Annotated in this window: 10 protein-coding genes; 7 read left to right on the top strand and 3 right to left on the bottom strand. The window is 46.3% G+C overall.

What is annotated here, in order from left to right:
• Nucleotides 1-353: 353 nt before the first annotated feature.
• From ACU52_RS05695 to ACU52_RS05675, 5 genes are all read left to right on the top strand, one after another.
• On the top strand, nt 354-1,430 hold the full coding sequence (locus ACU52_RS05695) for an efflux RND transporter periplasmic adaptor subunit (protein ID WP_162207749.1): 1,077 nt from the start codon (nt 354-356) through the stop codon (nt 1,428-1,430).
• Nucleotides 1,427-4,498 carry an efflux RND transporter permease subunit gene (locus ACU52_RS05690; RefSeq protein WP_053398080.1) on the top strand — a complete coding sequence of 1,024 codons (3,072 nt, stop codon included), beginning with the start codon at nt 1,427-1,429 and terminating at the stop codon, nt 4,496-4,498. The genes ACU52_RS05695 and ACU52_RS05690 overlap by 4 nt, the downstream gene beginning before the upstream one ends.
• A gap of 17 nt (nt 4,499-4,515) precedes the next feature.
• Nucleotides 4,516-5,811, top strand: coding sequence for a TolC family protein (locus ACU52_RS05685; RefSeq protein WP_082335181.1), 1,296 nt, complete (start codon nt 4,516-4,518; stop codon nt 5,809-5,811).
• A gap of 104 nt (nt 5,812-5,915) precedes the next feature.
• Nucleotides 5,916-6,977, top strand: coding sequence for a sensor histidine kinase (locus ACU52_RS05680; RefSeq protein ID WP_053398079.1), 1,062 nt, complete (start codon nt 5,916-5,918; stop codon nt 6,975-6,977).
• A complete protein-coding gene (locus tag ACU52_RS05675) occupies nt 6,970-7,743 on the top strand; it encodes a LytR/AlgR family response regulator transcription factor (RefSeq protein ID WP_053398078.1) in 774 nt (257 codons plus the stop codon). Before ACU52_RS05680 ends, ACU52_RS05675 begins: the two co-directional genes overlap by 8 nt.
• A gap of 200 nt (nt 7,744-7,943) precedes the next feature.
• On the opposite strand, the gene ACU52_RS05670 is transcribed toward ACU52_RS05675, so the two are convergent.
• Nucleotides 7,944-11,069, bottom strand: coding sequence for an efflux RND transporter permease subunit (locus ACU52_RS05670; RefSeq protein ID WP_053398077.1), 3,126 nt, complete (start codon nt 11,067-11,069; stop codon nt 7,944-7,946).
• 9 nt (nt 11,070-11,078) lie between these two features.
• Nucleotides 11,079-12,200, bottom strand: a complete 1,122-nt coding sequence (locus ACU52_RS05665; RefSeq protein ID WP_239684877.1) for an efflux RND transporter periplasmic adaptor subunit — start codon at nt 12,198-12,200, stop codon at nt 11,079-11,081.
• 671 nt (nt 12,201-12,871) lie between these two features.
• Here ACU52_RS05665 and ACU52_RS05660 point away from each other — a divergent pair.
• Both ACU52_RS05660 and ACU52_RS05655 read left to right on the top strand, forming a co-directional pair.
• Nucleotides 12,872-13,576 carry a sensor histidine kinase gene (locus tag ACU52_RS05660; protein ID WP_239684876.1) on the top strand — a complete coding sequence of 235 codons (705 nt, stop codon included), beginning with the start codon at nt 12,872-12,874 and terminating at the stop codon, nt 13,574-13,576.
• A complete protein-coding gene (locus ACU52_RS05655; RefSeq protein WP_053398076.1) occupies nt 13,576-14,283 on the top strand; it encodes a LytR/AlgR family response regulator transcription factor in 708 nt (235 codons plus the stop codon). Before ACU52_RS05660 ends, ACU52_RS05655 begins: the two co-directional genes overlap by 1 nt.
• Here ACU52_RS05655 and ACU52_RS05650 read toward each other — a convergent pair.
• On the bottom strand, nt 14,271-14,969 hold the full coding sequence (locus tag ACU52_RS05650; protein WP_053398075.1) for a tRNA1(Val) (adenine(37)-N6)-methyltransferase: 699 nt from the start codon (nt 14,967-14,969) through the stop codon (nt 14,271-14,273). The genes ACU52_RS05655 and ACU52_RS05650 overlap by 13 nt on opposite strands.
• Nucleotides 14,970-14,998 lie beyond the last annotated feature (29 nt).

The following is a 14,998-nucleotide window of genomic DNA, read 5'->3' as shown; positions in this document are numbered from 1 at the left end:
TCAAACTTTCAGCTTATACAATAATTATTGTAAAAATTCATCACGCATTAAGCCAACACACATACTTTACTTTTATTTCTCAGACAAGAAAATCATATCACATTATTATCAGCAAATTTATCATATACCCAACATATCAATACGAAATCCTGCAATAATACAAATCATTATTTCACTGTATCCACAACAATCAACCCATGCATTATAATCCATGTCAAATCATTTCGTTCCAGAGACCGATGATGCGCATTCAGATACAGATAGAGCTGCTTCAGTAATATTTGTATTGACATTTGCCCATGCTACATGTTATCTTTGCGAATAAAAAGCATACAAACTTAACAGAAAAAACGATGATTACGATTAGAAAAAACATGCTTCTGATTCTGTCGTCTGCCATTATGGCCGTATCGTGCAGTGGCCGACATGATGCTCCTGGCACGGTACGCACTGTGGACGTGGCCATGGCTGAAAGTATGGCCGATACATCGGCCCGCAAGTATCCTTTCATATCTGAGCCTTGCCGCACAGCCGAACTCGCCTTCAGAGTTGGCGGCCATATAGTCAAACTTGACGTTCAAGAAGGTCAGTTCTTCAGACGCGGAGAGGTGATAGCCGCACTCGACGCACGTGACTTCATTGTAAGGAAAAGACGAGCAGCGGCAATATGCCATCAGGCTAAGGCTGAATACGAGCGTACTACACGCTTATTTAAAGCCGGCAACATAGCCGAACAGGAGTATGAACATGCAAGAGCCGATTATGAACGCGCAAAAGCAGACTATGACATGGCTGCAGATGAATTGGACCGTACACGACTCATAGCTCCTTTCAGCGGATATGTACAGACACAACATGTAGAACGCTATCAGGACGTGGCAGCAGGACAGCCAGTGGTTACGTTTATAGATATGTCACGCATAAAGGCAGAGGCCTACGTACCAGAAGACATAGCCGCACAACTACAACAGAACATAGGCGGCAGGACATGTCTGATAAGCTTTGACCGCATGAGCGGCAGGACATTCAGACCGGCAGAAACATATATAACACGTACCGCCACGGGTAACAATATGGCCTTCAAACTGACAGCATTGATAGACAATGGCAAATCACACCTGCCAGGCGGCATGTCTGGCAACATGCTCATTGGACAGACTTCAAATAAGTTTGTTGGAGTAGCCGTACCTCAGAAAGCAGTATGGAGTCCATCCTCTGGAGGCAGTTGTGTTTGGACGATAGACAACAGCGGACGGGTTAGCCGACGTAACGTGACCACGGGACGCCTTTTAGGCGGAGGTATGATAGAGATTTGTAGTGGTCTAAAAGCAGGCGAATGCGTGGCCACTGCAGGTCAAGCCATGCTCAATGAAGGCGACACCGTGGCCACACAGGCCGTTGCTAACCGGAAAGGAGGAATGCAACAATGAGAGGCGCAGCTGAATTTTGCTTACGAAACAGAGCGCTGAGCTGGTTGGTACTGGCACTTGTGCTTGCGGGTGGTATAATTGCCTATGGCAACATGGGCAAACTTGAAGACGCCCCATTCACAATTAAACAGGCTGTGGTGACAACATCGTATCCGGGAGCCTCACCGGCTGAGGTTAGAGAGCAAGTGACAGACGTGCTCGAAGAATCAATACAGGAACTTGGCGAGCTCTATTATCTGAAAAGCGAAAACAGGGCAGGGCTGTCGAAGATTACCGTTTACGTGAAAAAAGAAATACGCGCTGCTGACATGCAGCAGTTGTGGGACAAACTGCGACGTAAGGTGAACGACGCCCAACCACATCTGCCAACAGGAGCCGGTCGCCCAGTAGTAAACGATGACTTCGGCGATGTACTCGGAGTGTTCTACGCTCTAAGTTCATCTAACCACAGCTGGCGGGAGCTTGAAGACAAGGCAGACAGTTTAAAAAATGGTCTGTTGGGCATAAAAGATGTAGCCCGCGTAGAGCTGTTCGGACTGCAGGACCGCACCATAGACATAGAAGCCGATCCTTCGCTATTGGCAGCCAGCGGAATAACCATGTCTGACATAACAGCAGCATTCGACAGACAAAATAGAATTGTAGATGCCGGTGCTATAGAAACCGAACACAATCGCATAAGAGTAGAGGCTACCGGCAGTTTTGGTAGTCTTGAAGAACTAGAACAACTAACGATTGTGGGACGGGACGGAGCCTACATCAGGCTTGGCGAGGTAGCTCATATAAGCGAAGGTTACCGCCATCCCGCACGCAACCAAATGCGGACCGACGGACAGCCGGCCGTAGGTATGGCCATATCTACTGTGGCCGACGGCAATGTGGTTGATATGTCGGAACGTGTTGCAGCATACATAGACGAAGCCAGACAAACACTGCCCGAAGGATACAGCCTGCAGACAATATACGACCAAGGACATGAGTCAGCCGAGGCCAACGAGGGTTTTGTGCTAAACCTTATAATATCTGTAATAACCGTAGCTGGCGTACTACTTCTATTCATAGGAATAAAGAACGGCATACTAATAGGCAGCGGACTAGTTTTCTCTATCTTCGGCACATTGATATACATGTGCGCAACAGGTATTGCCCTGCAACGAATGTCACTTGCAGCCATAATAATAGCCATGGGTATGCTCGTAGACAACGCTATCGTGGTATATGACGCGGCATTGGTAAACATGCAGCGCGGCATGCGCAAACGCCCGGCCATACTGTCAGCCGTGGGCACCACAGCCATGCCACTATTAGGTGCAACATTAATAGCTGTGCTGACATTTTTGCCCGTATACCTCTCTCCACACATAACGGGTGAAATTCTATCGTCTCTATTCATCGTGATAGCAGTATCGTTGCTGCTTAGTTGGATTCTAGCCATAACGCAAAACGTGTTTTTCGTACAAGAGTTTGTGCGCCGTCCACGTCCTGATGAGCTCAAGGGGGAACTGTTCAGAGGCAGACTTTACGATATGTTCAGAAAAGCCCTACGCTTGACGATAAGCCACAGATATGCCGTTACTGCATGCCTTGTCACATTGCTCATTCTAAGCGCAGTTGCTTTCAAGCTCATCCCGCAGCAATTTATGCCATTGCTTAACAAGCAGTACTTCACAATAGACCTGTGGTTGCCAGAAGGAACGCGCATAGAGCAGACTGCAGAACAGACACAAGCATTGGCTGACACGCTGAGACGACGCAAAGACATAAAGCACGTTTCAACATTTACGGGGCAGACGCCTCCACGCTACTATCTGGCCAACGCAGCTTACGGTCCTCAAAGCAACTATGCCCAGTGCCTGGTTGAAGCCGTCAGCCCTGAGGCTGCCAGAAACATGCAACAGAAACTGCAGAACGAAATATCACAAGCTTTCCCTGATGCATTAGTACGCGTAAATAGCTTTGAGCTGAACTCTGTACCACAGGCCCTCATAGAGGCACGCTTCAGCGGCGATGATCCACGCGTACTCGATTCGCTGACCAATGTGGCAATAGAAATAATGAGACGCAATCCCAAGGTTATGAATGCACGCAATGAATGGGGCAACAAGGCCATGACGATGACCACTCCGTACAATCCTGTAAAAGCAGGAAGGCTTGGACTAGGAAAAGCCGACATGATGACCGCCGTGAAAAGCACTGCCGACGGAGTTGCAGTAGGCATATACAGAGATGCGGACAAGCAGGTGCCTGTGATGTTACACACAAACACCAAGGGCATGATATCACAAGACGCGTTGGGCGACCTGGCTGTATGGAACGGCACAAACTCAGCTCCGTTGGCACAGCTTGCAGACAGCATAAGCACGGGATGGGAATGGCCGCTAATGAAAACATACAACAGGCGGCTGTCAATGGCAGCCCAGTGTGACGTTAAACACGGACACACTATGAAGGAAGTACATGCCGAAATACGCAACGAGATAGAACAGATAAAACTACCACCAGGTTACACCTTCTTCTGGGACTCTCAGTATAAGGACCAGCAAGAGGCCATGGCCGCACTGACCAAGTATTTTCCACTGGCCATAATATTCCTGGTGGTAATCCTCGTAATGCTATTCGGCAACTTCAAGCAACCGCTAATAATATTTCTCATTCTTCCACTCTCAATCATAGGCGTAGTTGTCGGCATGCTCGTCACGGGTTTTCAATTCGGTTTCTTCTGCATTGCCGGATGGCTCGGATTGCTGGGTATGATAATAAAAAACATCATCGTATTACTCGATGAAGTCAATCTGCAGAGACGCGCAGGCGTACCACCATCTACGGCTATAGTAGAGGCAACAGTATCGCGTACACGTCCGGTGCTCATGGCTGCCGCAACAACAGTATTCGGCAGCATACCACTGCTGTTCGACATTGTGTTCGGAGGCATGGCAGCAACAATCGTGTTCGGTCTTTCATTTGCCACGCTGCTCACTCTCTTTGCCACTCCTGCCCTATATGCCATATTCTATCCAGAAGCAGCAAAGCAAGCCGAAGATACGACAGAAACATGTAAACATGCATAACAAGCAACAGACAAAGTATGAAAATAAAACATATAATAACAATATATGCGGCGTTGACTGCCATAAGCACAAACGCTGAAGCTAAAGATGCGGCTATGCTACAGGCATACCGCCGTCAGGTGGAAGCCTATAGCCACGACGTAAAAGCCGCCACACACGCATTAGAAGTATATAAAGAAAATGCAGCAGCGGCAAAAGCAGACTTTAAACCAAAGATTACGGGCAACGCCGACGCTAAATATACAGGTAATCCACTCGAACTGAACATAGCACTGCCGAGTACAGACGGCGGCCGCAGCTACACGTTCAACGGCAGAAACACAAAATACGGTGCATCGCTGACAATGGCTCAACCAATCTACACGGGCGGACTGCTCAAGGCTTCCTACGGAAAGGCCAAAACAGAAAGTGAGAATGCTGCATTCGAGAAAAAACGCATAACCAACAATCTTATATATCAAGCCGATCAGACATACTGGAACTATGTAGCAACACGCGAAATGGTAACAGTGGCACAGAGACATCGTGATGCCGCAGCCGCACTTGCAGAGGCTGTAGCATTACGTGTAAGCAACGGATATACCGGCCGCAACGATCTTCTGACAGCCGAAGTGCGTCTCAACGATGCCGAATATCAACTGCAGCGTGCGCTAACTGATGCCGAAAATGCTCGGCTTGCCCTAAACTCGCTGGCTGGTGTCGGTTCATCTGATATGATACCGGCAGATACCATGCTATGTCCCGATACAACAATACCTTCAACGGGGCAAAGTATATACAATCGTCCTGAGATGGCCATGGCGAGCAAACAAATAGACATAAAAGGCTATGAGGCACGCATGGCCGATGCAGCCTACAAGCCGAACTTGTCTGTAGGCATCAACGGAAGCTACACATCACCTGGATACGACTTCAGGGCAGCTCCAGACCCCAACTATTCTGTATATGCCACACTAAGTATTCCTATATTCGAATGGGGAAAGAGGGGCAACACCCGACGTATGGGAAAACATGCCACAGCCGTAGCCGAAGAACAGATGAGAAGCACTGCCGACAGGCTGCAGCTTGAAGCCGAAACGGCTAGATGTAACTACACAAAGGCATGCGAACAGGTAAAACTGACAGCAAGCTCACTTCTCAAAGCAGAAGAAAGCCGCAGACTGACCACAGAAAAATATTATGAAGGAAGTGTGTCTGTTACAGACGTCATCAACGCTCAGATATACTACCTCGATGCATGTCGGAATCACATAGCCTCAAAACTTGATGCCTGCATGGCCAAAAGCTCACTCGAATATGTGTACGGATATTGAAAATAATTTATTATTTTTGCATTCGCAGCGCAGTATTTCACCAAACAGGCATCCAAACGGCATGCTACTCCATATTGCCGGACGCACACATGTAATATAAAAATATGACAACTAATGACAATAACCTGCAGCATGGATCGGTGCTCACCGACATACTTGTCTATTCTGCAATAGGCTGCTGCTCATACCTGCTGCTCATAATTTGCGGTGACATGCCGGCCATAAGTAGCCAGCACCTGACCACACCGGAAAGCATCATTGCCGTACTACTGCTGTTCAACGGTGTTGGTCTGAGCCTGCGCTTTGTCAACCGGCGCATGAGTGCGTCCTATCCCGCATGGATAAAAAAGCGCAGCCGCATGTTCACATTCCTTGCTATAGCAGCCGCAGCCCTACTCTGCTCTAATTATCTGCTGCTTGTGGCCACCAAAGTCATAGGTCACTCCCCAAGGCCGATGGCCTTGGCATGGCGAGGGGCCGGAGCACTGCTGGGCGTATGGCTAATAGAGTTGCTGGCCGTAAGTCTGTTACTCATTAACAGGTTTTATGCCGACATAGCAGAACATCGCCGCAGGGCACGACAACTGGAAGATGCCTCAGCCAAAGCACAATATGCAGCTCTGCAAAGTCAGCTAAACCCCCATTTTCTATTCAACAGTCTGAATACACTCGTGGCTGAAATAGAATATAACCCAGCTGGTGCAGCCGAATTTACGCGCAACTTGGCCGACATATACCGCTACATTCTCGATTGCCACGAGAAACAAAGTGTAAGCCTCAACGAAGAAATTAGGTTTGCCCAAACCTACTTACAGCTACAAAGAGTGCGGCTAGGCGACTGCATACAACTTGAAACAAAGCTCAACAATATCGAGGGCTACATGCAACTGCCGCCACTGACACTACAGTTGCTAACAGAAAATGTTATAAAGCACAACATCGTTAACACGGCAAATCCCGCAACCATAAAACTATGGTGTGAAGAAAACGACGACTCACCCTGGCTGGCCGTAAGCAACACGCTGACACCCAAGCCTGTAATTGGCACCTCAGGACACGGACTTCAGAATTTGTCAAAGCGTTGCAGACTGCTATGTGGACGTGACATACGCATCATTGCCGACAACAATACTTTTACCGTAAAAATCCCCATGATATATGACTGACATTACTGCTGCAATAATAGACGACGAGTTGCCGGCAGCCCGCCTGCTCTTTAGTATGGTGAACAGTATAAGACCTGAATGGCACACACATATTGTGCCTGGCAGCATAAGCGAAGCCTCCCAGTGGCTCGACCATTCGGGCGTCCGTCCCGATATAATGTTTCTCGACATACAACTCTCTGACGGCACATCATTCGGACTCGTAGACAAGCTGCCGACCGAATGTATGATTGTATTCACCACAGCCTACGACGAGTATGCACTGAGGGCATTCGACCTTAACAGTATTGACTACTTGCTAAAGCCTATACGCGTTGAGCGTCTTGAGACTGCAATAGCTAAATTTGAACGCTACCACAACGCCGGACTTCTTGGCAGCCTCAGCAAATATCTTGCAAGAGCGATGCACGAAGACGCTGCTAATACATACCGCGAGCGTCTGCTTGTGTCGGCAGGCCGGAAACTTTACACATTGCAAATAGACGACGTTGCATACTTCCGCTCGGAAGACAAAATAACCATAGCCACCACATGGGCCGGAACCGAGCATATTGTAGACCCGCCATTGAGTAGCCTGGAGCAGCAACTCGACCCGAAAAACTTCTTCAGAGCAAACCGCCAGTTTATCGTCTCGGCAAAATCTGTGAGAAGCATAGAGCCCTACTTTGGCGGACGCTGGGTAATGAAAACATCACCCAACTGCAAGGAGCCAATCATTATAAGCCGTGAAAAAGCCTCTGCACTTAAAGTGTGGCTCAATTCATAGGAACAATGCACAAAAGAACCCCAAGCAACAACCATCTGCCACATCATCAATACATAAAATAAAGCACTTACAACAAACAGACACGCAGACTTGGTTCGCCTGTTACTATAAACCAAGATTTGTTACTGCCAAAAAGATGACCTGATTCTGGCAGTAACAAACATTGATTTAAAATGAGATTATCACACTATGTCTACACATTATTGGCGTCGCTGCGGCATAAACCTTTCCTGCATATACTGAAACAACATAAACAGCGGAGGAACAACAAAAAGCAGGGCCACCGTGCCCACGAGCATTCCACCCACCGTACCTACGCCTATGGATATATTGCCATTAGCACCAACACCCGTAGCAAACATCATGGGTAACATACCGAAAATCATTGTGAGCGATGTCATAAGTATAGGTCTGAGGCGTACGCCAGCAGCCGAAATTGCAGCCTGAGCTATCGACATGCCGGCACGACGCCGCTCCGAGGCATACTCGGTAAGCAGGATAGCCGTTTTTGAAAGCAAACCGATGAGCATTATAAGACCGGTCTGCAAGTATATGTTATTTTCCAGACCGAAAATCCTAGCAAACATGAAACTGCCGGCAAGGCCAAACGGCACGGACAAAATGACAGCCAAAGGAATGAAAAGACTTTCATATAGAGCGCAGAGAATAAGATATATAAACACAACACACACAACAAACACCAATGTGGCCGTATTGCCTGCGTCAGACTCCTCGCGCGACATACCTCCAAACTCATAACCATAGCCCGTAGGCAAAGTCTTGTCTGCCACCTCCTTTATAGCCTCTATGGCCTGGCCAGAGCTGTATCCCTGAGCTGCCGAGCCGTTTACCTGTATGGCAGAAAACAAATTGAAGCGTGTGAGCACTTCTGAGCCATAAACTCTTTTGAGCTTTAAATATTGGCTTATAGGCGACATTTGGCCGTCTGAGTTTCGCACAAACATATTATCTAGTGAGCGTGTGTCGAGCCTGAACTCAGGCGGTGCCTGCACCATTATGCGGTAAAGTTTTGAGAAGCGGTTCATATTTGAAGCATAGCTGCCGCCAACGTATCCGGAAAGCGTGCTGAGCACATCGGCTGGTGACACTCCGTTACGTTTGCATCGCGCAGCATCGACCTCTACGAGATACTGTGGAAACTTGGTGTCAAATGAAGTTGTCGCACGGCCTATCTCGGGACGGCGGCTCAAAGAGTCAATAAACAGGCGCGTATATTTTAACAACTCATCTGTGGTGCCTCCCTTCTGGTCCTGCACATATACCTCAAATCCGCTACTTGTGCCGTATCCAGGAATCATTGGACGCGTAAAGGCAATGATGTCAGCACCCGATATAGGAGCCGTAATGCGCTGTATCTCGCTTATCACAGCATCCAGAGCATCCTCCTTGTGAGTACGCAGACTCCAATCTTTAAGACGTATCGTGAACATTCCGTTGCAGGCACCCTGACCGCTCAAAGTAGAGTTGCCCGTAGTATTCGACTGCAACTCAATCTGCGGTATAGTGCGCAGGCAACTATCCACCTGCTCCATCACCTTACGGGTTTGGCTTACGCTATTGCCCGGCGATGTACGCACATCAACAAACACCGTGCCCATATCCTCATTGGGCACAAAGCCGGTTTTTGTGGTTGCCATGAGTATGGCAAAGCCAACACAGGCAATAACCAGCAATAATCCGGCAAACCATTTACGCCGGAGCATAAAGGCTACTCCTCTTTTATACTTCATGACAAGACGGCCAAATGCTGTGTCGAAAGCTATATGGAAACGCGACGAAAAACTTAACTTGCTTCCGTTAGAAGCATCGGCATGTGGAGTCATTATAAGTGAGCACAAAGCCGGACTCAACGTCAACGCATTGACCAGCGATATGGCAACAGCAGCAGCCATAGTAAGTCCAAACTGAGTGTAGAATGTACCCGTGGTACCTCCAATGAAACTCACAGGAATAAACACAGCCATGAAAACAAATGTTGTAGTGACGAGCGCCGACGTGATACCGTCCATGGCATCGACCGTGGCAAGATATGAAGAACGGTAGCCCTCGTCGAATTTGGCCTGAACGGCCTCTACAACCACGATGGCGTCGTCTACTACAGTTCCGATTACAAGCACCAACGCAAATAAAGTAAGCATATTCAGGCTGAAGCCTGCCACATAGAGAAAGGCAAACGTACCGACCAGCGACACTATGATTGAAAGTGCGGGGATGAATGTTGAACGCAGACTCTGAAGGAATACATAGACAACAAGCACCACAAGTACTATTGCCTCGACAAGCGTTTTTATGACGTTCTTAATTGAAGCATCAAGAAAATCCTTCGTACTCATCAAATCCACTATCTTTATACCCTTTGGCAACGTTTTGGATATTTCGTCCACGGTACGGTCGATCTCTTCTATTATCTCATTGGCATTTGACCCTGAGGTCTGAGCAATCATGATGTTACAACCTGGATGACCGTTAACTTCGTTAATGTAATCATAAGCTCTAGTTCCCAGTTCTATAGCGGCAACATCTTTTAGTCGCAGCACTTCCCCACCAGGAAGCGACTTTATCACAAGATTTTCATAATCAACCTCATTCTCATAACGTCCTCGGTACTTCAGCACATACTGGAAAGTGTTACTTGCCTCAGCACCCAAAGTGCCTGTGGCGGCCTCCACATTCTGTTCGTCAAGCACTTCGGATATATCAGCCGGTACAAGTCCATACTGTCTCATTTTACTGGGATTTAACCATATACGCATGGAATATTCGTATCCGAATACATTAACTTCACCAACACCGGCAATACGCGAAAGACGCGGTTCGATATTAATCTTCATATAGTTGGTAAGGAAAGCCTCATCAAACGAATCATCAGGACTATAAACAGCCAACTGCTTGATGTTACTTGTCTGACGTTTTCGCACGGTAATACCACTCTTTGTCACCTCTGCCGGCAGCAGTCCTTGTGCTGTGGCAATACGGTTCTGCACGTTGACTGTGGCCATGTCAGGATCTGTTCCCTGGCGGAAATATACACTGATTTTGGCAGAGCCATTATTAGATGACGTTGAAGTCATATAGGTCATATTTTCAACACCGTTGAGTGCTTCCTCCAGCGGCACCACCACGCTCTTCTGCACGGTTTCAGCATTAGCCCCACTATATGTAGCCGAAACGCTGACCGTAGGTGGTGCAATCTCAGGAAATTGTTCGATAGAAAGCTGCAACAAGCCTATAATTCCGAGAATGAATATCAGCACGGATATTACTCCGGCCAGTATAGGCCGGTCGATGAAAGTTTTTATTTTCATTGGCAATCCTTATTTTTTTGTGGAATCAGACTTCTTTCCCGTGCTAACCACCGTACCCTCACGCATCAGTCCTGCGCCCTCCGCAATAATGACATCACCCGGTTCCAGTCCGGATAGCACAATATAGTTTTTCCCATCGTTATATTTATAAATTGTTATAGGGGCAGACTTTGTCTTGCCGTCAACAATCTTCCACACAAACACTCTGTTCTGAAGCTCATATGTAGCCGACTGAGGTATCACAATACAATTCTTATGCACGGACGGAACTAATACAGAAGCACTGCCACCATTGCGCAACAGATGTCGGGGATTGCTGAAAACAGCTCTAAATCCTATAGATCCAGTCTCCGAATCAACGGTACCGCCAATAGCATCAATACGTCCCTGTAGATCGTATTTGTTGCCATTACTCATCGTCAACCCGACCGGAGGAAGTTTTTTCTTAGCCTCATCAAGTGAGCCATACTCCTCTATAAGATCAAGCATCTGTGTCTCAGCCATAGAGAAATAAGCATAAATCTCAGAATCATCAGACACGGTTACAAGCGGTTCTTCAATAGTACTGCCAACCAATGCACCGACACGATAAGGTATCATACTTGCAACACCATCAACAGGACTCTTCACTTCTGTATAAGACAAGTCATTAGTAGCACGTGTAAGTTCAGCCCGGGCTTGAGCTACAGCAGCCTTGGCCTCTCGTAAAGAGTTAACGGCTGTCTGCCTGTCATAATCTGATACAACATTTCTCCTGCAAAGTTCCTCTTTACTATCTGCCGTTAGTTTGGCCGTACACAACTTTGCCTCCGCACTCTCCAAATTAGCCTTTGCCGTACTGAGCGCAGCCTTATATGGCACCTGATCAATGACAAACAGCACCTGACCACGCTTAACGGCATCTCCCTCATTTATACGTATGTCTGTAATCGTGCCACTGACCTGCGGACGCACCTCAACAGCCTGACGCCCTTGAAGTGTTGCAGTATAAGCAGATTGCAGCATAAAGTCTCGACGCGTAACAGTAAGCGTCTTATACTCCTCGCCATGAGTAGCCTGTTTTTTATCATCACAAGCACAGAACAATGACATACTACACACAACGAGCATAATACTTGTTTTAATTTCCATTTTGTATTTCTATAAAATAAAAACTAAAGTTACTAAATAAGGGCCGCTCAAGACATACAACAAATAACAGCCCTCTATGTCCGGGTGCATATAAGCAAGAAATATAGTTGCTTTTTTCCTTACAAAACTGCATTGCCGGCCATTCAGTTGATGCAAATTTATGAACAATGAGTCTTATGATAAACTATGTGGTGACAAACAGCCTATATGTGGTGACAAACAACACATGGCAAACAATAGACCGTTCAATAAAATGTATTACCTTTGCAATGATCGTAAAACAAAATAAATATGTGAACCATCCGCAGCCAACAATAATAAAATATATAAACCATGCGGACTGAATACATTAACATCTGAAAACAAATCTCATATGAAGAATAATCACATTGCATTGTATATAGACCTTTTATTCTGCTTAATTATAATGCCATTGACCATAATGCTGCTTCCTGTTGACCGTTGGATTGTGCACAACACGGCCTTCCTGCTCACACTGATAGCCTATATATACATTATTTACTTCATATACCGATGGGTATGCCTACCAAAACTCTTCATGCAGAAAAAACTACATACACATAGCCGGCTTACTGATCACTTTAACTGCAACAACATGGCTGTTCACTTATTTTCCTGTACCATCAGACCATACAGGCTCACCACGGCAAATGGAAGCCAGAATGAATATGCGCACACAAACAATATGGTTCTTTTTTCTCATGGTAACAGGATTTTCGCTTGCAATCGAACTGACATTCGAACTATTTAGACAAATACTGGCAAAACAGGAAATTGCCGCAGAGAAAAACAAAGCAGAACTGGCACTCTATAAAGCACAAATAAATCCACACTTCATGTTCAACACTCTCAATATGCTTTATGCACTTGTACTTTCTGGGTCTGATAAAACAGAATCTGCCTTCGTGAAATTTTCAAATATTCTGAGATACATGTATGCACAAACACATTCCGAAAACATTCCCATAGGACAGGAAATAGAATATATCAGGCAATACACTGATTTGCAGGAACTCAGATTAAACCATCATACAAGGGTGACCCTAACAGCCCAAACCGACAACGAAACAACTCCTGTACCATCTATGATATTTATCACTTTTGTAGAAAACGCGTTTAAGTATGGCACATCAGCAGACACAGACTGCAACATCCAAATAAACATATGCCTAAAGAACGGTCTGCTAAGTTTCGATACTGTCAACACTATTATAAGACATGTAGATTCAGAGCACGAAGGCATTGGGATAGCCAACTGCAGAAAACGACTTGAACTATTATACCCAGGGCGATACGAGCTTGAAAATGGCCCAATAGGAAACGTATATATAGCAAAACTAAAAATACAACTGTAATGAAAAATATAAGTTGCATTGCCATTGACGACGAGCCCATGGCATTGCTCGTTATCGAACAGTTCTGCCAACGTCGCGGCGGCATAGAACTAACGACATACAGCGAACCTCAAAACGGCATAGACGAAATTATAAGAACCAAGCCACAGCTTGTGTTTCTTGACATACATATGAGCAGTATAAACGGCCTGGACATAGCCCGCAGCATACCTCACGAAACGTGCATCATATTCACAACAGCACATGCTCAGTATGCTCTAGAAGGGTTTAATCTCGATGCTGTAGACTATCTGCACAAACCTTTCGCCTATGAACGTTTCTGCCGTGCTGTAGATAAAGCTATGCGCCGAATGAACCCAACCTCAGTAAATCCACAACGCCACATCACAGTAAAACAAGAATACTCAAACGTAAACATTCTACTAAACGACATCCTCTATATAGAAGCTTTAGGCAATTATGTAAAAATTGTCAAAGTCACAGGAGGAAACGTACTTACACGTACAAACATGAAAACATTAATGCAGATGCTTCCACAAGAAGCATTTGTGAGGATTCACCGTTCATACATAGTCCCGTTGAATAAAATTAATAGTTTTACAAGACACAACGTATTCATAAACGGTACAGATTCCCCCTTACCTATAGGGCAGCAATACGCAAATGAATTATCGGAGCGCATCCTGCACCATTCTCATCTGATATAGAAATTCTCCGTCAAGCTGCTGTACCATTCTGACCGCGACATATCATCATTATTAATACATTCTTCTGTTTGTTCAATCCTGTCTGCAGGATGCTTACGATATGCCAAAAGATAACGGCTGACGGGCTTACGTGGTATGGTTCTAATGGCACAGATCCTTGAAGGGAAAAGACCTGCCATGGCTGCTTCAGCATCAATGGCCGTGCGCAGTGCGGCTGGTATGACAACAGAGAACTCGCCATCGTCGGCCAATAACCGTGATGCACCGCTCACAAGTTCAGCATGGGTAAGTGTGTCGGCATGACGTGCCATGGCCTTTTGCCCGTCTCTGTTTTTCAGCGAATTGACGAAAAACGGCGGATTGCATACTATAGAACCGAACTGCCCTGCACAGAACTCTTGTAAAGGTTTTTCTATTATGGTTATCCTGTCGCTGAATGCAGAATTATATACATTGATACGCGCTTGTAGGACAGCACCGGCATCAACGTCAATGGCAACAATCTTCCCCGATGGATATCGTTGAGCCATGAACAAGGCAATTAACCCAGAGCCCGTACCAATATCCAAGATAGTATCGCCACCACGTGCCCATGCTCCAAGCAGCACCCCATCTGTACCCACCTTCATGGCACACCTGGTATGCTCTACTGTAAACTGTTTGAATCTGAAATAATTATTTGACATGATGTTCCGATTATTTGCATCTTATCAGG

The sequence above is a fragment of the Xylanibacter rarus genome (genome assembly GCF_001275135.1).
In the GTDB taxonomy this organism is placed as follows: Bacteria; Bacteroidota; Bacteroidia; order Bacteroidales; family Bacteroidaceae; genus Prevotella; species Prevotella rara.
This window is presented reverse-complemented; position numbering and strand designations above follow the sequence as displayed.